Here is a 22,167-nt window from a genome sequence, read left to right on the forward strand (position 1 = left end):
GATTTATTGCTCAAAAAATAATCAAATAACCTTTTGTCCTTTCTCTTTTTTTGACCGCTTTTTGTTGCTAAAGTGAATAAGGGTATAAGGCAGTAGTTTTTTAATCCGATTTATTTCCTGTTCTGAGAATAAGTTATCCTGTAAATCGAGTTGTTTTAACCGTTTTAGATTCTGAATGCTGTCTGGCAGAGCTGTCAAGCGGTTTTTGTTCAGACTCAGATACTGAAGTCGCTCTAGGTTGCCAATGCTTTCTGGAATAGACTCCAGTTGATTATTATAGACCCTAAGTTCTTTTAGCTTTTTGAGTGAACCAATACTTACTGGCAGGTTTTTCAATTGATTATTATGTAAGTGAATTTTCTCTAATTGACTCAGATTTTCAGGCTCAATCTCCAATACTTCCAACCGATTACTGACCAGTAAAATACGTTGTAGCATCGGAAGATCCTTCAGATGTAATTTACGTATTCTGTTAAAGCTTAATTTAATTTCCTGTAGCTGTACCAGTGCACTGAGATCGGTAGGCCAATACTCAATCTGATTAATATATAGATTGATTTTTTGTAGAAATCTTAGTTTGCCCAAGCTTTCCGGAAGCACTTTTATACGATTGTTACTTACATCTAATTCAACCAAGGAGTCGAGATTACCTATACTTTCAGGTAAAAATTGCAATAAGTTATTTTTAACTGCCAGGTTGCGTAGAAACCATATGTCTTTGATTGTATAAGGTAGTTCTGTGAGTTGATTGAAGTTTAAAGATAACCAACGCACTTTTTTGAGTCCCTTTAACTGATCAGGTAACACAGACAACTTATTTGAACTTAAATCCAGCTTCTCCAGATTAATTTGTTCCTGTAATACTACTGGGAACTTTTTCAAGCGGTTGTGGGCTAGCGAAATGCTATAAAGCTGATTAAAAGCTTCTTTATCGTTATAAAATAAAAACTCAAAGGGAAGATCTTCCAGAAGATTGTGACTCAGATCCAGATAGATAGAACCAGATGCTGTTGATAGTAGATTTCCAATAGAGGGCGGGAGGTAAGTGAGCTGCAGATGGCTGAGATCAACGTTGTACCAACTTTTAGAAGGATGACCCGTAAGTTGATCATAAACAAGTTTTAACCATACTCTTTTCTTTTCAACAGGTGCGTCAGCCGGAATTTGTTTTATAACAGGATGTTTTAAACCCTTCAACATCTGAAAGGCTAAATCAGTATTAGTGGTCTCACTGGAGGAAATTAACCGGATAAGGTTTCGGGTTATTTCCGGCGGGCCTTCCAAATCTTCCGGATAACCGTCATACGTTACCCATGAATTTTTTGTTACTGATGAATCTGATTGATTTTCCATAGTTGGTTTGGTTGTTTACTATATTACTTGTGTATATACCGATTGAAAAGAGATTTGGCTTTTCTTTCTAGCGATAAACACTTTTGATGACTTTTACATCCTCGGGAATACTATTGTGTTTCGGTTGCGATGATTGATTCTGTATAATAAATTCCTGGAGCTGAGGATCTTTTTTTCCTGTGATTGTTAGTTCCTGAATATATGTGTTAGTAGCCATCCCTTCTCTCAATCGTGCTTTGCCAAATTTTGTCATACCAGTTCTGTTCAACTTAAGTGAGATTACTGTCTTATTCTCTTCCAGAAATTTCTTCAATGCCCTGGCTGCACGATCAGAGATATGATTGGCAGAAGCTCCCATTACCCTGGTAGAAATACTATAACCCAGATCCAGTGAATGGATGCTGTTATTAGTTGCCATATGTGTAAATAAGGTAACCATTGCATTTTCTCCCAGACCACAACTGGCAAGTCCGAGTTCTTCCAGTGTCGTATTGTCTGCCAATGCTTCAGCCAGTATAGTTCCGCCTTTATCACCTAGTTCGTTTACGCTAAGAAGTAGAGCTTTCAGTGTTTTGTTCTGGCGCAATACCTCTGCCAGATAAGAGGCTCCTTCTGCATTGATCTGATTCCCTCCCAGATATAATCTTTCCAATGTCTGGTTTTGTGTAGCCAATACTTCGCATATCGCTTTTAATCCTGCAGTGCCAATCTGTGTATTGACCAGATCTAGTGTTCGGAGATGGCGATTTTGTTTCAGTACATTCGCTATGTGGTAGGCTCCTTGTTCTCCGATCGGATTACGTTTTAACCACAGTCCCCGTACAGATGTATTGGTGATCAGGGCTTGTGCCAGTTTTTCGGTACCTTCGTTTTCAATTAGATTACAACCAAGATAGATTGTCTCCAGGTTTTCGTTATGTCCAATAAGTTGAGCTACTTTTTCTGCACCTCCATTTCCGATCCCATCTGTTCCCAGTAGCAAACTTTTGACACGAGTATTGTTCCACAAAGACTCTACTACAAAGCTACATCCTTCTGGACCCAGGCTTTGTTTGCATAGATCCAACCGTCCATCGTCGGTAATCGTACCTCTTGGAAAAGCCATGTTGATGGAAGGTAGTTCATCTTTCTTAAGATAGGAAAGCAAAGGTTCTATTTCCTGAAAATCATAGGGAAGTAGTTCTGTAATACCTTTGATAGGACAAACAATGATGTTCTTTTGCATAGAAGTTAAGATAAAGTAGGTTGTGCTAATCAGACTTTACCATGGATAGGGTTGGTAATCCTTCAAAAAGTGTCCATATAATGGTGTTTCCGGATTGTTGATACCACAGGCCACTGGATCATAGATACGTGCCATACCATCCGTTTCGTCCAGTGGGGTTACAAATCCTCGTTCCCGGATTCGGGATCTTTTAGGAAATGGATTTTCCTGTGTAATCCAGCCTGTATCTACACTATTCATGTAGATACCATCCTTTGCATAGTCGTTGGCAGAAGTTCTTGTGAGCATGTTCAGCGCTGCCTTTGCCATATTGGTATGCGGATGGAAGACGGTTTTATTTTCACGGGCAAACTGACCTTCCATAGCCGATACATTGACAATAAAGCGTCTGTCAAATTCAGACTGTTTTAGCAATGGTTTTAGTCGGCTATTGAGTAAGAATGGAGCTACTGAGTTTACGAGTTGCACTTCCAGCATTTCTATCGTATCTACCTCATCCAGTTTTAATGTCCAGCTATTTTGTGGACGAAGATCTATTTGCTGGCGATCTCTATCCAATTTTCCTTCCGGGAAATAATCATTGCTATTGGGAAGTGCAAGCTGATGTTGTTTTTCTATTAGCTGAAAGCGGGTTTCCTGGCCTAATGGCAGGATAGATTGCAATTCAGCAGAAAGTTGTTCAAAAGGCGTTTGTTCAAATTCAAGCAGGTGTCGGTAAAACTCCAGAGGACGTTTTACTGTTTGGGCAGCATTATTAATGATAATATCTAGTTTGGGTTCATGTACAAGCAGATAGTCAATAAATTGTTCGACAACAGGAATATTGCGCAGATCCAGTCCAAATATCTGAAGACGATGCTGCCAGTCGGCAAAATCTGCTTCTTCACTAAAACGTCTGGCACAGTCTTTCGGAAAGCGGGTAGTGATAAGTACTCTTGCTCCATCACGTAACATACGCAGGGCGGTCAGATAACCAATTTTGATACGTCCGCCTGTTACCAATACAACCCGATTGGTAAGATCGCTACGCTGAAAACGTTTTTCATAGTTTAAGGATGCACAATCAGGGCAAAGCAAATGATAGAAGAAATGAATATTCTGGTAGGGATTCTTACATATATAACAGTTAAGCGGGCGTTGAATACGAAGAACAGAAGGAGACGTATTTTCTGGAAGCACTAACGGTTGGGTTGTTTCATCAACCGGATTATTCTGATGCAGGAAAGTCTGTTCCAGAATGGCTTTATCTGCTAACTGAATTTTTTGCAGGTTTTCCTTTCGGATCGTTTTTCGGGCGTTCTTATGTAGTTTGGTTACCAGCCCTTTGAGTGTCATAGTATCCAGAGCCAGATCAGGATCTCTGGAGAGTGCTTTCAGTACCTTTATACAGGTGTCCCATTCTTCAGAAGTAAAGGGCGATTGTGTGTTCATCATAATCGATATAAGGTAGAGGCAGACAGGGCTCGAACCTGTAGCCGCCCAGGTTATGAGCCAGGGCATCTTCCAATTGAGTTACTGCCTCTGTATACATAGTTTTTGCGAAACTGAGAGGATTCGAACCTCTAACCTTTGCCACAGGTAGCAATGCTCTTCTATTTGAACTACAGTTTCCTTTGTGAGACTAGGGAGAGTCGAACTCCCAACTTCCTTCCTGAAAAGAAGGCGTTCTTCCAGTTGAACTACAGCCTCATAGTAAATAGTTTTTTTCAGGTATAGTTACAAAGATGGAGGAAGACAAGCGTCGAACTTGTATTCATCCGGTTAGGAACCGGATATTCTTCCATTGAACTACTTCCTCCGAATTTAGTGGTGAGACAGGGAAGAGTCGAACTTCCAGCCCCCTGCTTGCAAAGCAGGTGCTCTTCCAGTTGAGCTACAGTCTCTTTTTATTATGCTTTCAAGGAAAGTTTCCGATTGTTAGACTGGGAAGGTTCGAACTTCCGACCTACTGCGAGACAGACAGTTGCTTTTCCACATCTGAGCTACAGTCTAAGTATACTATAGTTGTAAAAAGTAATAACGTCCTTAAACTCTCAACAGACATTAATCTGCGGCTTTTTCAGGGGTATCAGCCCTTTTTTCTGCAAGTGTTATGATTTTTTGTGACGTTTTGTATCTGTTATTTACCTGAATCAAACATATTTTAAATGTTTGAGATATGCAATACTTACATAAATATGTGAGATTCAAGGTATGATTTACACTGAAAATGTACTTCTTTGGCTGGGGTGGTTTATTTGAACTTAACCTTTAGGTTGGGCCACAAGGTGCGGATCTTAACCTGATCCTCCCACGAAAAATGATTTCCCTTTGATACAAACTCTTCCAGATTTTTCAAATTACTTATTTCTTCTGGCAGTGTCTTGAGTCGAGTTGCATTCACTTTCAATTTCGTAAGGTTGGACAATTGACCAATTTCTAATGGAATAGATCCTAATGGATTATTACTTAATCTTAAATCAGTTAGATTTTTGAGATCGCCAATTTCTGGAGGGATAGAGGTAAGATTATTATCTGATATATCCAGATATCGTAATTGTGTACAATGCCCTATTGTAGTAGGAATAGAGTGTAGTTGATTTTTGTCCAGATTCAGGATGTCTAAGTGAATCAGTTTGCCAACTGCTGTTGTTACTGTATGTAAGTGATTGCCTGTTAAACTTAATTCATACAGATTGTAGCAATTTCCAAGTTCGTTAGGAAGAGTAGATAGTAAGTTGTAATCCAGATACAATTCTTCCAGATTAGTAAGACAACCAATTTCAACAGGTAATTCCACAATCTGATTATAGGAAAGGTCTATAGATATCAGATTTACCATATATTTAATTCCTGTAGGTATATGAGATACTTTTACAGAGTCTGTAGATGCATCCTTGTCTGAGCAATAGATATGTGTCTGGTGTAATAGATGATATATTTTCTCACTCAATAATACCACACTTTTTTCCCATCTGTGAATCCTGACAATCCAATCATACAGTTCTTCTATATCTTTTTTAAAGTCCTCAATATGAATCTCTAGAGAATCTGCTATTGTCAGTCCTAACGTGATACTTTCCAATTGACCAGAGAGTAACAACCGCATTACATTTTCTTTTTCGTTGCTGGTTTCTGACATGGTTAGTCTAGGATATCATTCAATATATTAGCGACAAGTTCCAATAAGGAAGATATAACTTCTATATCTAGTTTTGATGAGTCGTCTTTTGTCGAGGAAGTATTTTCAGTATCATTCATGCACTTATGAGTATCTGGAAGAATTGGGTTTAATTTTTACTCCTTTCTTTGATATGTCAACACCCACCAATCATCTAACCCTTGACCTTAATTACAGAATGATGGAGGAAGACAAGACTCGAACTTGCACCCTTCCAGTTAGCAACCGGATATTCTTCCGTTGAACTACTCCCTCCAGAAGTATTAGTGAGACTGGGAAGGTTCGAACTTCCGACCTCCTATTTGCAGGGTAGGCGCTCTTCCACATCTGAGCTACAGTCTCATATACAATAAAATAGGGTAGGGACTGACAGGACTCGAACCTGCAACCTCCTCGATCCGGAGTCGAAGTGTCTTCCAATTGACCACAGCCCCTGTATAAAAAACAATGCTGAAAACTCACGTTCTGGGGGCAAAAATAGTATCTTTTTTGAATGGACGTTGATTTGGTGAATAAGTTTGAGAAAAAATCGTAAATAAAATGGAAGCTTGTTTCACTTTCATTAAAAAGTGAATTATCTAATCATGAAATAGTGCATATAGATAATATACAGAGGCAATTATAGTTCTATTTACTTTATTGTTTGTATAACATTAGCTACTATATTGCAGTTATTACTAATAGAGATAGAGAAATTTACAATACAGTGAAATTTATGAAGGTAAAATATATTGTTTATGCAATAGTCATTATAAGCCTGGGCGTTTTAGTTGCATACCGAATTATACAGAATAAGAAAAAAGATGAGGCTACAGCTTCTGGGAAGGGAGGAGGTAAAGCGGGCTCATCCAGACCTGTACAGGTTTCAGGCATAGTAGCAACTCCACAACGTTTTTCGGATGCTATTGCTGTATCAGGGTCTATTGATGCCAATGAACAGGTTCAGATACGTAGTCAGGTATCAGGTCTTGTGAAAGGAATCTATTTTAAAGAAGGAAGTATAGTGAAAGAAGGCCAGTTACTGATTCAGATTGATAATCAGGAACTGGAAGCACAGCTTTCTCAGGCTCTTACCCGTGAAAAGCTATCTGCTGCCAATGAGGAACGTTCGCGTAAGCTTCTGGCTGTGGAAAGTATCAGTCAGCAGGAATACGATGTGGCGTTGGCTGATCTTCGGGCATTACAGGCTCAGACCCGACTCATTCGGGCTCAATTGGAGAAAACACAGATTCGAGCACCTTTTACAGGAACGATAGGTTTACGTGCAATTTCTGTAGGAGAGTATTTATCTTCAACTACTACAGTAGCAAATCTTGTAAATACAAATCCTGTGAAAGTGACTTTCTCTGTCCCTGAAAAGTATATGAATCAGTTAAAAGTTAATACGGAGGTTCACTTTACGGTAGCAGGTTCTGAAAAAAAATATACAGCACGTGTCTATGCTATTGAACCACGTATAGATGTCACAACCCGTACACTGCAATTACGTGCTCTGGCAGATAATCCCAAAGGAGAACTTTTGCCCGGAGCATTTACCAGTGTCGAGTTACCCTTAACTACTATTAATGACGCAATTTTGATTCCAACAGAAGCTATTGTCCCTATTCAGGATGGCAAGAAAGTTTTTGTAAGTGAAAATGGAAAAGCAAAAGAAGTAAAGGTAGAAACTTCTACCAGACGGGAAAAAGATATTCTGATTACGTCAGGTTTGCATCCTGGAGATACTGTTTTGACAAGTGGGGTTATGTCTCTGAAACCTGAATCACCAGTCAGGGTAGTTATTGATACAACCCGGTAAATAATATAATACCGCCTCTAAAGATAAGGAAAAGGAGAGGAATGAATTTTTCTGTTCTCTCGGTAAGTAAGTGAATCTGTAAAGTAAACTTTCTATGAGTTTATCGACATTAAGTATTAAAAGACCAGTATTCACCATTGTAGTCAATCTGATATTGATCTTATTTGGTGTTATTGGATACACGTTTCTGGGAATTCGGGAATATCCCTCTATTGACCCAGCTACTATTTCTGTACGTACCAGTTATTCAGGAGCTAATGCTGATATTATTGAGTCTCAGATTACAGAGCCTTTGGAGAAATCTATTAACTCCATTGATGGTATCCGAAATATATCTTCTTCGAGTACGCAAGGAACAAGCAATATTACAATAGAGTTTAACCTGGATAAAAATCTGGAGGAAGCCGCCAATGATGTGCGTGATAAAGTATCTCAGGCTACACGAAGTTTACCCCAGGATATTGACTCACCACCAGTAGTGTCCAAAGCAGATGCAGATTCTGAGCCGATCATCATTCTTACAGTACGTAGCAAAACACGTAACCAGTTGGAGTTGAGTGATTATGCTGAGAACGTAATTGCTCAACGTATACAGACCATTCCGGGTGTGAGTAGTGTCCAGATATATGGGCAGAAAAAATATGCGATGCGTTTATGGATTGATCCTATGAAGCTGGCTTCCTATGGTCTAACGGTCTCAGATATCAGAACTGCACTAACCCGGGAAAATGTAGAACTGCCTTCCGGGAAAGTAACTGGTGCTAATACAGAACTAACTGTAAAGACATTAGGTAATCTTTCTTCTGATGAAGAGTTTAACAGACTAATCATCCGGACTTCAGGAGATAAAATTGTGCGTTTCAGTGATATTGGTAAAGCTATCCTTGGTCCTGAGAATCTGGAGACCCAAATGACAGAGTCTGGAACACCTATGGTGGGCTTGGCTGTCATTCCTCAACCAGGTACTAATTACCTGGAAGTAGCTTCCGCCTTCTACACACGTTTGGAGCAGATCAAAAATGAAGTGCCTGAAGATTTACAACTAAACGTGGGAGTAGACAATACCTTATTTATCAAGAAGTCTGTTACTGAAGTTGCTGAGACTATCATTATTGCACTGGTTCTGGTTGTTATCATTATTTACCTGTTTTTCAGGGATTGGGGTATTGCATTTCGTCCATTGATAGATATTCCGGTTTCATTGATTGCGACCTTTTTTATCATGTATATGTTTGGTTTTTCAGTTAATGTACTTACACTCCTGGCAATTGTACTGGCAACGGGGCTTGTGGTTGATGATGGGATTGTGGTGACTGAGAATATTTTTAAAAAGGTAGAAGAAGGAATGAGTCCTATTGAGGCTGCTATCAAGGGAGCGAATGAGATTTTTATAGCTGTTATCTCGATTTCCATTACACTGGCAGCCGTATTCCTACCTGTTATTTTCCTGCAGGGATTTGTAGGACAATTGTTCCGGGAGTTTGGAGTTGTTATTGCTGCTGCAGTACTTATTTCAGCATTTGTGTCTCTAACATTAACCCCTATGCTGAATGCATATCTGATTAAAGATGTGCATAAGAAGTCATGGTTTTATGAGAAGACAGAGCCTTACTTTGAAAAATTAAACTCTGTTTATGCAGAAGCTTTAGGAGGCTTTATGAAACGCAAGTGGCTGAGTATTCCTATTGTACTGGGTTGTGTAGGATTAATTGTATTATTTTATACTATTCTTCAAAAAGAAACAGCTCCTTATGATGATCGAAGTTATTTGCGTGTACAGGTAACTACTCCCGAGGGGTCTTCTTATGACTATACAGATCGGTTTATGCAGGAGTTGATGCAATTGGTGAATGATTCCATTCCTGAGAAAAAGGTGAATCTTGTTATTACCTCTCCAGGGTATGGAACGGCTTCTACAAATAGTGGACGGATGATTATGTCATTAACTCAACCTGAGGAGCGAAAACGCAGCCAAAAGGAGATTGCTGGTAAACTCACACAGATGACGCGGCGCTATTCAGAAGCACGTATTCTGGTAACAGAACAGCCCACTATTGCTGTGAACAGGAGAGGAGGCTTGCCCGTTCAATATGTTATTCAGGCTCCGAATTTTCAGAAACTGGAAGAGAAAATACCTGAATTTATGGACGAGGTTCAAAATGATCCAACATTTTCATCCTCGGATGTGAATTTGAAGTTTAACAAGCCAGAGCTAGATGTATCAATAGACAGAGACAAAGCACAAAGCCTGGGAGTTTCTGTTATAGATGTTGCTCAATCGTTGCAGTTAGCTTTAAGTGGACAACGGTTTGCCTATTTTATGAAGAGTGGCCGGCAGTATCAGGTCATTGGGCAATTTGATAAGAAAGATCGTGATGATCCATTGGATCTGGCTTCAATATTTGTACGAAATACAGCAGGCGATCTGATACAATTGGACAATGTAGTTACTATAAAAGAGCAAAGCAGTCCGCCACAGTTATACCATAGTAATCGTTTTCTTTCGGCAACTGTATCTGCAGGTCTGGCTCCCGGAAAAAGTATAGGAGATGGCATTGAGGCAATGGATCGTATTGCAGAACGTGTATTGGATGATAGTTTCTCTACAGATCTGGCTGGTGAATCACGGGATTTCAGAGAAAGTGGTTCTAATACATTATTTGCATTTGGCTTGGCTCTACTGCTGATCTATCTGATTCTGGCTGCTCAGTTCGAAAGTTTTATGGACCCTTTTATCATCATTTTGACTGTTCCAATGGCAGTTGCCGGCGCATTGTTTTCCCTATGGCTGTTTGGACAGACCTGGAATATTTTCAGTCAGATCGGTACAATTATGTTGATTGGCCTTGTTACTAAGAATGGTATTCTGATTGTTGAATTCGCGAATCAGTTACGTGAACATGGAAAATCCAAAATGGATGCTATCATGGAAGCTGCTGAGTCTCGCTTGCGTCCTATTCTGATGACAAGTCTGGCTATTGCATTAGGGGCATTACCTATTGCAGTTGCCTTAGGGGCTGCTGCACAAAGTCGTATGGGTATGGGAATTGTGATTGTGGGAGGCACTACCTTTTCGCTTGTACTTACCTTATTCATTATTCCTGCTATCTATGCTATGTGGTCACGCGGACACAAGCCGCACCCTGAACTGGAAAAAGCTGTAGCTGCACAGAAACGTCAGGCAGGTATCTCTTATCCAGTAGAATAATAGTCATATATACAGTGAAAATATATAAAACGAAAGAAGTCCCTTTTCACAAAGGGACTTCTTTCGTTTTATTGTAAATTACGAATTTAATCAGCAGATAGCTGAGCTATTTTTGATCTCAATAGGCTTTTTTCTACTTCTGATTGGGTTAGAGATAATGCTTCTTCCAAATGTGTTCTGGCAATATCCGCTTGGCCTAACTGCTTATAAAACTCTCCCAGAGTTGCGGGAAATAAATAAAATTCTTTTAGTGCATCCTTATCTGGTATGTCTTCTATTGCTTCTAAGCCTGCCCGTGCACCTTCTGTTTCTCCAATGGCAATAGCTCTGTTAAGGGCAACAATAGGAGAGGGGTATAATTGGTAAAGCAGATTATATAGATATACAATATTATCCCAGTCTATCATATCATAGGTTTCCGCATTGGAATGTTCGTAAGCAATCCCTGCTTCCAGATGGTAGCGGCTAAGTTCACCTCCCTCGGCAGCTGCATCCAGACAACCCTTTCCGAACCAGATTAACTCCTGATTCCAGAGATGACGATTTTGCTGTTTTAACAATAGTATATTTCCATTTTCATCCAGTCTTCCCGGAATACGTGCTGCATGAAAACACATCAATGCCATTAGTGCAAGTACCTTTGGGTGATTAGTGACAGGATGTTCACTCAACATTTTGATTAGAAACATGGCATCTTCTACTAAATCCTGCCGAATCAGATCCGAATGATGAGTGGAATTATATCCTTCATTGAAGATTAGGTAGACAGTTGTAAGAATAGCTTCTAATCTTTGAGGCAAGTCCTCCTCTGCAGGAATTTCAAACTGAATTTTGCCTTCACGGAAAAGCTGTCGTGTGCGGTACAAACGTTTAGTAATAGTCTCTTCAGAAGAAAGATAGGCACGAGCGATTTCTGCTGTACTAAAGCCACATAGCGTTTTAAGAATTAATGTAACTTGAGCCTCTTCACTAAGCTCCGGATGACAACAGGCAAACATCATTCGAAGTTGATCATCTTTTATCTCACTTTCATCCAGTAACTCATTTAAAGTGGGATGAAGAGTATACTCAGATTCAAGGAGTAATGTAATATCCTTGGCAAATTCGTACGTGCGTTTCTGCTGGCGTATCACGTCCAGTACCTTATTTTTAGCTACAACAAACAACCAGGCTGTGGGATTTTCCGGAACCTTATCATTCCATTGCTCCATTGCTTTTACTAGTGTATCCTGTACTACATCTTCGGCTAATTCCAGGTTATGTGATCCAAAAATGCGTGTTAATACAGAAATTAACTTGCCTGATTCCTGCTTAAGGATGCGTTCCAGTGTTATATGATCTGCCTGATTACTGTCCATTCTTGTTTTTATGTAAAATGTACAGCTATTTTAACTATAAAAAAAGTCCTAACAATGTTTGAAACTGTCAGGACTTTAAAAATAGAGTATTGTAAATGCAAGAAAATCAGGATAATAAAACAATTTCTCTCACTTCTATTACCCCATCATCTTCTAAGATAGGACAATCCTTTGCAAGAGCCAATGCTTCTTCATAATCAGTAACTCTAATTATGGAATAGCCTCCTACAATTTCTTTTCCTTCTATATAAGGACCATCTGTTATTTTCTTTGCTTTTCCTTTCAATGTCTTTCCCTGAGGATATAAAGGTTGACCGCCATCTGTAAGTTTACCCTGCTGGGTAAGAGCGCCTAACCATGCACTCCATTTAGCCAGATTAGCTTCCAGAACTTCAGGGGATTGTTGAGCATATAATTCTTCGGCTTCTAGAGTGTTCCGATAGATAAGCATAAAATCTTTCATACAAATTAGATTTAAAATGATAGATGTTTTATAAATATTTGTTCTTTAAGACGAATGCATTTGGGAAATATGGACATGGCTATCAAAAAAAAATCAGACATTCTTTACCTATATGAATATGGGAATAAAATAGAACTTCCTGAATCTATTGACCCAGACACATTAAAATATTATTTACAAAAGGTCTGGCAGAACAGGTACTGGATATACAACTATACAGAAGATGAACTTGTAGAAAATACGGATGGACAGCCATTTCTTCTATTTGATGGAAGATTCATTCAGGCATGTAACTATGCTGGTGTTATTTCTTTTCAAAGTGTTACTATAGTTCTCATTCCCAAGCTATTTAAAAGCATACCTTATTCTGCACAGACTCTTCCTCATCTGCATTTTTATTTATCGTATTGCCGTCATGTCCACTTTCCTTTTCAATGGATAGAATCTGAGAGTGTTATAATGGATATACTTGCTCAGTGGATACATTTTTTTACAAATTTCACAAGAAACTTACTACAGGAACAACCCTATTTAACCTATCAGACCTACACAGGGCAAACAGATTTTCTTAGAGGAAAACTGGCTGTACAACATTATATAAATGAACAGATTTCAAAAGGGTTATGGCATCAAATGCAAACCGAACAACAACCTTTTGTTGTAAATAATTTGTTCAATCAGATTATAAAATATACAACTTCTCTGTTGATGCCCTATACTAAGGGAGAAACATACAACATGTTACTGGATCTTTTGCATATGCTGGAAGATGTGGAGTTACGCAGTTGTACTACATCAGACTGTGATAGTGTCCATTTAAACCGACTTTACCCGGAACATCAGAAAATAGTAGATATGTGCCGCTTTTTTCTGCTTGGAGATATGGGGACATACAGAGAAGATCATCCTTTGAATATTGCATTCCTGTTGCCTATGGAGCGAATTTTTGAGGACTTTATAACAGGGTTCATCCAAGAACATTTTCCTCAGTGGCAGATAGTAGCTCAAAAGTCTTTCACTTGGGCTACAAGTAGTAAGCAGCGAAATCTAGTAGTGACTCCTGACATATGGCTCCCATTACAACATACTGTCTGGGATGCAAAGTACAAACTATCGCCTGTTCAGAGTGATTTGTATCAGATGCATGCATATGCCACTGCCTTAGGAGTGCATAAGGTACATTTATTATACGCTTCTTCCAGAGAAATGACCTCTGAATGCATTGAGCTTCAGAGTGGAGTACATACCGTAACTATCTACATTCATCATTTGCCTATCATTCTTCTCAGTGATAGTGATACATTTTCAGATTTAACCTTACGACTGAAAGAAACGCTTCAAAAAATAGCAGATAAATAATCCGTTTCTACCGAAATTAGAGGTCATAAATCAGAAAGTGTTGAACGCTATTGTGGGTTATAACTGCAGATTCTAAGGGTATCTATTTACTAAAATCCGTCATAACTAAAATAAAAGTATGCCTCAAATTCCCTCTATGGAAGTTCTGATCGATGAATCGTTTGGAACTTTTGGTTATAATGTAGAACTGAAGTGCGTGTTTCATTTCTGGAAAGGTTTTCTAACCTTGGAAGAAGTAAAACGAGTAGCAGAGATCACCAATCCATATATGGAAAAGCTAGGGCTTACTTATGTTGTAGCTGATCATTGCAATATGGAAATGTTTAGTGAGGATGTATCTGCATACATCGCAGATGTCTGGATTCCTGCTCAGGAGAAAATAGGTGTGAAGACTGCATTTATTGTGATGTCACCCGAAGCATTTACACAAATCTCTGCAGAAGAAATGCATGAACAAGCAAGAGCAACTTCTTCTATTGAGATTTTACATTTTGATAGTATGGAAATAGCGCTGGAAGCACTAAAAGCCCAGGTTCGTACGTCTGTCAACGTAATGGTATAAGATCAACAAAGAGCTTAGTAATTATATAATGCAAACGCTTTCATTCAATGAAAGCGTTTTTTGTTTCATGTAATATAATTTGTTGTTCAATATTATGTAATTGTTAAATTAATGTTAAATTTGTTAAGAATGTTAACATGATTATGCCAAGACTTTACTGCATTGAGACAAGTTATCTATATCTGGATTCTGATTTTATCAGGAATAGCAATGGATGGAGCGCAGGGGCAGACTATCCGTTGGCACTCTTCGTTTGAAGAGAAAGTTTTTACGCAATGGACTGATTCTTCCAGTAAAGAATTAGCGGCTTTTTTTGCTGCTGATCCTGTGATTACGGATAGTTTATTTTTTCACAAAGAAACAGAGCTTACTTCGTTATGTAATCAGTTAGCCAAAAAACGTAAAAAATTTCTAGCAGAGTCCCAATTCCTGTATTATGTATTCAAACAGGTTCATAACCGATACATGTACCATTATCAGCCGTATCCACTTTTTACCAGTCTTCAGGATAGTGTATATAATTGTGTAAGTGGGACAGCCCTATATGCATGGGTGCTGGGAAAGCTTGGCTTTGTCACTGAGGTGCGGGAAATGAATCGACATGTCTATTTACGTGTACATACTGTGCGAAGTACTTATCTTATAGATGCAACAGATCTGGACAATGGATTTGTATCTGATGATGAAGTATTGATCTCAAGAAGAGAACTCTGGTATGCATCCAATGAAATTGCCCAGGCAAGGCCCTGCAATAAAATAATAACCTTATCAAACCTGGCAGGGTTGCAATATTTCAATGAAGCAGTTAAGGCATTTAACAGAGGTACATATGAAAAATGTATGCAGATATTGAATAAAGCCAACATTCTTTATCCTGATTCTGAGAAAATTGCCAATCTACAAATCATGGCTCAAAAACAGTTACCCTCTGCTGTTGCCAGGATAAGGTGATAGTGAGGCATTGTTTATTTTTAAGACTATGTTTCGCTTATTGGGTTTACGACCCTGTTCGTTTAATTTTTAGTACTGTTTATTTCCTTCTTCTCTAGAGGTGTTGATACCTCATAGTATTAAATAAGTCTAATCAAATTTCTGGAATAAAGCTTTATTCTTTAAAGTTTTTTAGAGTAATTTTTAAATCGCTCAACAAGTAGATTTTGGAAACAAATCTATTTAAGTCATGGGCAGATTTTGCAGTGAAGTTGTAGCCAAAAGATGCCTTTGCAGCTTTACAAAATTATTTCAAACAACTTCTTTAGTAAGCTATACTGATCTACTATCAGACTTTATTCTATGTAGCTGAATCTCATTGTTCTGAAAGGAATGTGAGTGTAAAGTTGGTTACCTGTGAGTTCAAAGAAGAATCAACAGTAGAATTAACACGAAAACAATTGTATATTCTATTGTGTAGAACTACACATTGATTAAAAAAGAATTCAAAAACAGTGATTTAATCTTTTGTCTGCCTATTTTCCTGTAGGCAGAATGCATATATTTTGTATCAAGTATGTCTTTTTTACTGTTATTCTGACAGAACTTGTTAAAAAATACAAGGGCCTTACATTTGCTTATTTCCTTCATACTCCCTCAGAAAGGCTTTTTTTCATCATTGCATACAATTTTCATGTAAAAAGCTCTGAAATATTAGCTGTGCATCCTATTGCTTGTTTGTGACCAGCATTGCGCATTCTTATCTATTAATATTGCAGAAGGTAATCGACAAAATAAGTGTTAAACAGGATCTCTTACGTTCAATGTTCCCTGCCTGGTATTTTACCTGCTGAACAAAACAGGTAAGATAATAGACTCAGAACTTCGAAATCAGAATCAGATAAAAAAATGAATCAAAGACTGCACACACTGGCCGCTTTGCTCATCTCGGGAGCGTTACTTACGGTCCATACTGATAGCTGGGCACAGGCCAAGAACCCGGAAGTAGAGAAAAGAATTAAGAAAGCGGATGCGTTTCTGGCTGCTAAGGATTATAAACAAGCCATTCCTGTATATCTGGAACTGGATAAGTTAACTCCTAATGACCCTGCCAATCATTATGCATTGGGTTTGTGTTATACGCAGGCTGGAGAGCCTCAGAAAGCTCTGCCATATCTGAAGTCTGCTATTGAAAGCAAAAATCAGGATGTGCCAAACAAAGTTCATTTTTGGTATGGTAAATCCTTGCATTTGAGCGGGAAATTTGATGATGCAATAGCTGCCTTGAATAATTTTCGTCAGTCAGATAATAATGTTGAGCTGGTTACAGAAGCTGCCAAATTAGTGCAGCAGTGTAATGTAGCAAAAGCATTGACATCCAAACCGGAGGATGTATTTATACAAAGCGTAGATGCTATCAACACACCTTCTACTGAATACGGTCCTGTAATTTCTGCTGATGAATCTGTGTTGATATATACTACTATTAAGAAAAATACAACTCCCGGCACTTCTTCTGTTAAAGAATACGAAGATGTTATGATTACCCATAAAAACGGAAGCCAGTGGGGGCCTTCACAAAGTGTAGGTATTCCAGTTCCGGTAGCCAATGGTGTACGAAGTAATATCGGATCTGTAGGTTTATCACCTGATGGTCAAAAACTGTTGGTGTACATTGGAACTACAGCCAATAGTGCGGATATATATTCCTCTGTACTACAGGGTGATAAATGGGGAGCTCCTGCTAAGTTGGGAAGAGAAGTAAACTCAACCTATCAGGAAAATAGTGCAAGTTTTACTCCTGACGAGAAGGTTGTATATTTTGCAAGTAATCGTCCGGGGGGGTTAGGTGGACTTGATATTTACAAAGCAGAGAAGCAAGCTGATGGATCTTGGGGGGCTCCTGTGAATCTGGGGCCGACTGTCAACTCAAAGTATGATGAAGAAGCTCCATTCATTCACCCTGATAAAAAGACATTGTACTTCACTTCCAATGGTCCTAACTCTATGGGTGGAACAGATATCTTTAAGGCTGTTAACGATAAAGGAAAGTGGACTACTCCAACAAACGTAGGTGCTCCTGTTAACTCAGTTTATAACGATAGTTACTTTGCTCTTTCTGCAGATGGTAAAAAAGGATATTTTTCTTCAGATCGTCCAGGCGGAAAAGGTGGTAGTGATATCTACTTCCTGGGTATTCCTGAAGAACTGGGTGTAGTAGCACTGACTTTGATGAAAGGTCGTATTCTGGCTGGTGAACCTGCAAAACCTGTTAAGACAACAATCAAAGTTGTAGATAAGTTGACTAATGAAGTTATTAAAGGAGTATATAATCCCAATGCGAAAACAGGTGACTACCTGATTATTTTCCCTCCTAACCGTCAGTATGACATGATTATCGAAGCGGAAGGTTTTAAGCCTTATCTGGTAAATATTCATGTGCCTAATCAGGATTATTTCTACGAATTATACCAGGAAATTGTACTGTTGCCGGTTATGAAAGATGGAAAAGTTGTGGGACAAGGAATTGCTGTAAAGAATGCATTCGAAGATGTTGATAAAGGAAAGGCTAAATCCAATAATGATAATGTGTATGCTTTGATGGGCAAAATCCTGACAGCTGAAGATTCACTTGCTTTAGGAGCCCTTCTCGAATCGGTTTACTCTGATCCAACAGATGTGTCTTCTGTAACAAAGAATGAAACCGCTGCTGAAGCCAAGTATATGTACAATGATGCTAGTGGCAAAATGCAGGCAACCAAAGTAGGTAATGAAACTGTCTATACTATGGCTGCTCTGGACACAAAGGCTGCTCAGGCTGCTGCAAATGCAAAGAAAGAGGTAATTACACAATCTACAGTGTTAAAACCCAATCAAGTATATATTGTTTACTTTGATACGGATAAAGCTGATCTGAAAGCGGATGCAAAACCTGAACTGGATAAAGTATATGAGTTTCTTAAAAAGAATCCTACATATGGTGTAAAGATTGCAGGTCACACAGATAATTCAGGTACTCCAGATCGTAACCTAGCCATCTCTGACAGTCGTGCAAAAGCTGTAGTAGGCTATCTGGTAGGAAAAGGAATTGTGGCCAAACGGGCAAATGCCAAAGGTTACGGCCAGACAGAACCATTGAATGACAATGCTAATGAAGAAGAGAAAAAGAAAAATCGCCGGGTTGAGATCACATTTGTAGAAATGACACAAGGAAATTTAAGCAGCAATTAATGCGCTTTTAAAGATACATAAATAGGTGGTTATGGATAATTACTAAAGAGCCGTAGCGGTTTCCGCTTCGGTTCTTTTCTTTTGTAACGGTTGCTGGCATGCTATTTTTAGGCTATTTGAGAAAAATATTTTTATTGAAAAAGATTTTTTTTTCAGTGAAAAATCAGGACATTTTAATTGGTTTTAGAGCTTTACAGACTACTTTCTCTTTCTGAAATTGTCTTTGAAGCAACATATAAATGAACTTATTGTATCTGGTTTCGGAAGTATCTTATATAAATCTTGCTAGGTATATGATAAGGTTTTTTTACGCGATTTTGCTGATTCATATAGAACGGCTATACTGTCAGAAACAGTCCTAAACTACAGGAAATAGCTATTATATCACTTTTTTTGACAAAAAAAGTAACCTGATATGCTAACAGTGAAATGTGTAACTGAATAACAGGAGTGTAGAATAAGAATCTGAAAATAATCTTTTGCTGTAGATACATTCGAGAAAAATGAAAATATTACATACCTGTCTGGGTACATTAGACATAGCACTTGGGATTTGACTGAGGAATTGTTAATTTTAACCCATAAGTTGTATAAACAGGTATATGAAATTATAAAAAGGCATTCTGCCTGATTTAAAGTGTATTCAGGTTGGTTACCAATCTTTGTTATTTAGTATTAAATCTTAGCACTGCTTAAAAATGAGGGATAGCGAAATCCTTGAACGAATCAGGAAAGGCGATGAGAGTGCACTGGATTACCTTTACAAAAAAAACTTTAAAATGATGACTAAGTTAGTCATCAATAATAACGGAACAGAAGACGAAGCAAAGGATATTTATCAGGAAGCCTTAATCGTGTTCTGGCAAAAGGTAACTAGTGGCAATCTAATGCTTTCTTCCAAGATCAGCACCTTCCTGTATAGTATTTGCCAGAATTTATGGCGCAAGGAACTGGAGCGTAAGAGCAGAATGAGCAATGAAGAGAAGGACACAGAAGAAGAATTAGATTTTGATCAGCAAGAACGAATTGACATTATCAATCGCTGTATTAATCAGATGGGAGAAACATGCCGTCGTATTCTGACATACTATTACTTCGATAATCTGTCTATGCACGATATTGCTGATTTGCTTGGATTTGCTAATGCAGATACAGCTAAAACAAAGAAATACAAATGTAAAAAAGAACTGGACGAGTTGATTAAAGCCAAGTATAAAGCCAGTGATTTCATGGATTAAATGCTTATAAGATAACCAGCTTTCAGTTTGTGTACCACCCAAAGTAGAAAATACTCATGAACAAAGAGTACCAACATTCGGAGATGATCGATGCTTACCTGAGAAACGAGCTTTCTGCAGATGAGAGGGCTGATTTTGAGCAGTTGGTTCAGAAAGATCCTCTGTTATACAATGAATTTTTGTTACAAAAAGAGATCGTTACAAATCTTCAAAGCTATCGAAAGGCGCAATTGAAGAACCGCCTGAATCAGATCGATGTTAGCAACAATTCTTCCTGGAGTGGTGCTGCCTCTGCCGGGATGTGGGTTGGTGGACTAGCTTTGATCGGGTTATTGAGCTGGTTTGGGTACTCCTCATTGAAAGGAACTACTTCTAACACTGCAGTTGTAAATGTACCTGCTACTATATCGGCAACATCTCCTGCAACGTCTTCTCCTGAGGTTTCCCCCACTGACAATGCAAATAATAAAAGTGCAGAAGCCATAACAGAGACAAGTGTATCTGTAAGCAAGCCTGTGGAAAAATCTTCTTTACCCGTAAAAACGACATCGAGAAAAAATTATACTACACGTAAGAGTTCTCAATCTGCTGATCAGTTGATTGTTTCGGCTGCTGATACTGAAGTGAGTCCTCCTGCACAGGAAGATGGTATCAGAAAGATTGATTCAGAACCTGTTATTGAAAAGCCTGCTATGTATGGCAATACTTCTTCTTCTAACCGGTTAAATGTGGTTGATAATACAAATGAAGCATTAAAACTGCATTATTATTATCGTAACGGACGTATTGCATTGCTTGGTTTTGATAAACCTTATACGTTTCTGGATATGCCTGCAGAGAACATAACATATCTGTATTATGAAGGCAATTTTTACAAATTGAATACCAGTCAGATACAACCTGCTCCTATTCAGAGCGTATTGATTACTGAAAAACCGTTGATTGATTCTCTGAATAAGATGCTTGTCAATCGCAAATAATAAAAGATTTTCTCTGAGAGCCTTCCTGATATTCAGGAAGGCTTTTTGTTTTTAAGTATCTTTGGCTGATATGCAAAGATTAAAGGTAAATTCCTACCTTTGTCTCTGATACAATGGATTTGGAAATACTGTTTACTTATACCGCATACCATTGAAAAAAAACCGTACATACAAACGTTTTGGCAGTTATCCATACGTGACAGTGATTTTTAGCATTACCTTTGCTTTATTTGTATTGGGACTTAGTGGCTTATTGGCCTTACAGGCATTTCGCCTGTCTGATTCTATTAAAAATACTATAGAAGTCTATGTGTATCTGGATAAATATATGGATACAGATGAGACCAGAGAAATTGGGCAGAAGATGCGTAGGAAGGATTATTTGTCTGTAGTTGATAACAGGCCCCAAATCCGTTTTATATCCAAAGATGAGGCTGCCCGTAAATTTATTAAAGAAACACATGAGGATTTTGTAACATTACTTGGCGAAAATCCTCTTCGTGATGCTTACGTCATTCGTATTAGACCTGAGTTATATCAGAAGGAGATGATGCGTCAGATTAAAGCAGATCTGGAATCTGTGAAAGGTGTGTTTGAAGCTGTGTATCTGGAGCAACAGGTGGAGGAAGCAAACCGAAATATTTATAAGTTGACATGGGTTTTGCTGGGTTTCGCTATCATTTTATTTGTTGCTGTTTTTATTCTGATTAATAATACCTTAAGATTAGCCATGTATTCTCAGCGCTTCCTGATTCGGAGTATGCAACTGGTAGGAGCAACATCTTCATTTATTCAGAAGCCATTTTTACTTCGTGCTGTTTTTTATGGACTTTTTGGTGGACTACTAGCCTCTGCTGGGTTATATGGTCTTTTATCCTATGCGGCATCTGAACTGGAATTGTTCACACTAATACAAGAACCTCGTGCGTTGTATATGTTCTTTGGTGGCCTGTGTACATTAGGCATACTGGTTAGTATGGGAAGTTCTTATCGGGCGTTGAATAAATATTTAAATATGTCACTAGATGAGCTGTATTAGGCTCTGTTTTGTCACTACTTTGTATTCATTTGAATTTAACTCTAATATTTAAGATATGGACAACAAAAATAAACTGGCATTTGGCAAGCAAAACTACCTGATCATGTTAGTAGGTATCGCCTTGATTACTATTGGCTTTATTGTAATGTCAATGGATAAAGAGCCTTTTGGTTTTGGTGCACTGGGACTGACAATCGGACCATTGATTGTATTAAGTGGATTTGTTGTTGAGTTTTTTGCGATTTTGCGTAAGCCAAAATAAT

Annotated in this window: 16 protein-coding genes and 9 tRNA genes; 10 read left to right on the forward strand and 15 right to left on the reverse strand. The window is 38.3% G+C overall.

Annotated elements, in window-relative coordinates:
* Positions 1–21: 21 nt before the first annotated feature.
* The 13 genes from QNI22_RS38180 to QNI22_RS38240 form a co-directional block, all read right to left on the reverse strand.
* Positions 22–1,353 carry a leucine-rich repeat domain-containing protein gene (locus QNI22_RS38180; RefSeq protein WP_314519620.1) on the reverse strand — a complete coding sequence of 444 codons (1,332 nt, stop codon included), beginning with the start codon at positions 1,351–1,353 and terminating at the stop codon, positions 22–24.
* Between the two features lie 67 nt (positions 1,354–1,420).
* Positions 1,421–2,578 carry a leucine-rich repeat domain-containing protein gene (locus QNI22_RS38185; RefSeq protein ID WP_314519621.1) on the reverse strand — a complete coding sequence of 386 codons (1,158 nt, stop codon included), beginning with the start codon at positions 2,576–2,578 and terminating at the stop codon, positions 1,421–1,423.
* Positions 2,579–2,614: 36 nt separating this feature from the next.
* Positions 2,615–4,012: an SDR family NAD(P)-dependent oxidoreductase gene (locus QNI22_RS38190; protein WP_314519622.1), complete on the reverse strand. Its 1,398-nt coding sequence runs from the start codon at positions 4,010–4,012 to the stop codon at positions 2,615–2,617.
* A 14-nt stretch (positions 4,013–4,026) separates the two neighbouring features.
* Positions 4,027–4,100 (reverse strand) — tRNA-Met (locus tag QNI22_RS38195).
* A gap of 17 nt (positions 4,101–4,117) precedes the next feature.
* Positions 4,118–4,189: transfer RNA gene (locus QNI22_RS38200), tRNA-OTHER, on the reverse strand.
* 5 nt (positions 4,190–4,194) lie between these two features.
* Positions 4,195–4,267, reverse strand: a tRNA-Glu gene (locus QNI22_RS38205).
* 37 nt (positions 4,268–4,304) lie between these two features.
* A tRNA-Arg gene (locus tag QNI22_RS38210) sits at positions 4,305–4,376 on the reverse strand.
* A 9-nt stretch (positions 4,377–4,385) separates the two neighbouring features.
* Positions 4,386–4,461: transfer RNA gene (locus QNI22_RS38215), tRNA-Ala, on the reverse strand.
* A gap of 34 nt (positions 4,462–4,495) precedes the next feature.
* Positions 4,496–4,570, reverse strand: a tRNA-Asp gene (locus QNI22_RS38220).
* Positions 4,571–4,811: 241 nt separating this feature from the next.
* Positions 4,812–5,699 (reverse strand): leucine-rich repeat domain-containing protein, encoded by an 888-nt coding sequence (locus QNI22_RS38225; protein ID WP_314519626.1) that lies wholly within the window; start codon positions 5,697–5,699, stop codon positions 4,812–4,814.
* A gap of 221 nt (positions 5,700–5,920) precedes the next feature.
* A tRNA-Ser gene (locus QNI22_RS38230) sits at positions 5,921–5,994 on the reverse strand.
* A gap of 11 nt (positions 5,995–6,005) precedes the next feature.
* Positions 6,006–6,080, reverse strand: a tRNA-OTHER gene (locus QNI22_RS38235).
* 19 nt (positions 6,081–6,099) lie between these two features.
* A tRNA-Arg gene (locus tag QNI22_RS38240) sits at positions 6,100–6,172 on the reverse strand.
* 281 nt (positions 6,173–6,453) lie between these two features.
* Here QNI22_RS38240 and QNI22_RS38245 point away from each other — a divergent pair.
* The gene (locus tag QNI22_RS38245; protein ID WP_314519629.1) at positions 6,454–7,536 is read left to right on the forward strand and encodes an efflux RND transporter periplasmic adaptor subunit; all 1,083 of its coding nucleotides are present in this window, start codon (positions 6,454–6,456) and stop codon (positions 7,534–7,536) included.
* 94 nt (positions 7,537–7,630) lie between these two features.
* Positions 7,631–10,744 (forward strand): efflux RND transporter permease subunit, encoded by a 3,114-nt coding sequence (locus QNI22_RS38250; RefSeq protein WP_314519631.1) that lies wholly within the window; start codon positions 7,631–7,633, stop codon positions 10,742–10,744.
* Positions 10,745–10,830: 86 nt separating this feature from the next.
* On the opposite strand, the gene QNI22_RS38255 is transcribed toward QNI22_RS38250, so the two are convergent.
* Together QNI22_RS38255 and QNI22_RS38260 are read right to left on the reverse strand one after the other, a co-directional pair.
* A complete protein-coding gene (locus QNI22_RS38255; protein WP_314519634.1) occupies positions 10,831–12,102 on the reverse strand; it encodes an RNA polymerase sigma factor in 1,272 nt (423 codons plus the stop codon).
* Between the two features lie 106 nt (positions 12,103–12,208).
* Positions 12,209–12,565: a YciI family protein gene (locus QNI22_RS38260; RefSeq protein ID WP_314519636.1), complete on the reverse strand. Its 357-nt coding sequence runs from the start codon at positions 12,563–12,565 to the stop codon at positions 12,209–12,211.
* A 75-nt stretch (positions 12,566–12,640) separates the two neighbouring features.
* Here QNI22_RS38260 and QNI22_RS38265 point away from each other — a divergent pair, with 75 nt between their 5' ends.
* The 8 genes from QNI22_RS38265 (at position 12,641) to QNI22_RS38300 (ending at position 22,166) form a co-directional block, all read left to right on the forward strand.
* The gene (locus QNI22_RS38265) at positions 12,641–13,924 is read left to right on the forward strand and encodes an McrC family protein (RefSeq protein ID WP_314519639.1); all 1,284 of its coding nucleotides are present in this window, start codon (positions 12,641–12,643) and stop codon (positions 13,922–13,924) included.
* Between the two features lie 118 nt (positions 13,925–14,042).
* On the forward strand, positions 14,043–14,486 hold the full coding sequence (locus QNI22_RS38270; RefSeq protein ID WP_314519640.1) for a hypothetical protein: 444 nt from the start codon (positions 14,043–14,045) through the stop codon (positions 14,484–14,486).
* 162 nt (positions 14,487–14,648) lie between these two features.
* Complete coding sequence (locus QNI22_RS38275) at positions 14,649–15,437, forward strand: hypothetical protein (protein ID WP_314519641.1); 789 nt, start codon at positions 14,649–14,651, stop codon at positions 15,435–15,437.
* A gap of 888 nt (positions 15,438–16,325) precedes the next feature.
* On the forward strand, positions 16,326–18,647 hold the full coding sequence (locus QNI22_RS38280) for an OmpA family protein (protein ID WP_314519643.1): 2,322 nt from the start codon (positions 16,326–16,328) through the stop codon (positions 18,645–18,647).
* Between the two features lie 698 nt (positions 18,648–19,345).
* Positions 19,346–19,885: an RNA polymerase sigma factor gene (locus tag QNI22_RS38285; protein WP_313988554.1), complete on the forward strand. Its 540-nt coding sequence runs from the start codon at positions 19,346–19,348 to the stop codon at positions 19,883–19,885.
* Between the two features lie 56 nt (positions 19,886–19,941).
* Positions 19,942–20,865: an anti-sigma factor family protein gene (locus QNI22_RS38290; RefSeq protein WP_314519644.1), complete on the forward strand. Its 924-nt coding sequence runs from the start codon at positions 19,942–19,944 to the stop codon at positions 20,863–20,865.
* Between the two features lie 151 nt (positions 20,866–21,016).
* On the forward strand, positions 21,017–21,904 hold the full coding sequence (locus QNI22_RS38295; RefSeq protein WP_314519645.1) for a cell division protein FtsX: 888 nt from the start codon (positions 21,017–21,019) through the stop codon (positions 21,902–21,904).
* A 55-nt stretch (positions 21,905–21,959) separates the two neighbouring features.
* Positions 21,960–22,166 carry a DUF3098 domain-containing protein gene (locus QNI22_RS38300; protein WP_313988545.1) on the forward strand — a complete coding sequence of 69 codons (207 nt, stop codon included), beginning with the start codon at positions 21,960–21,962 and terminating at the stop codon, positions 22,164–22,166.
* Position 22,167: the final 1 nt, after the last annotated feature.

It is taken from the genome of Xanthocytophaga agilis (genome assembly GCF_030068605.1).
Lineage (GTDB): Bacteria > Bacteroidota > Bacteroidia > Cytophagales > 172606-1 > Xanthocytophaga > Xanthocytophaga agilis.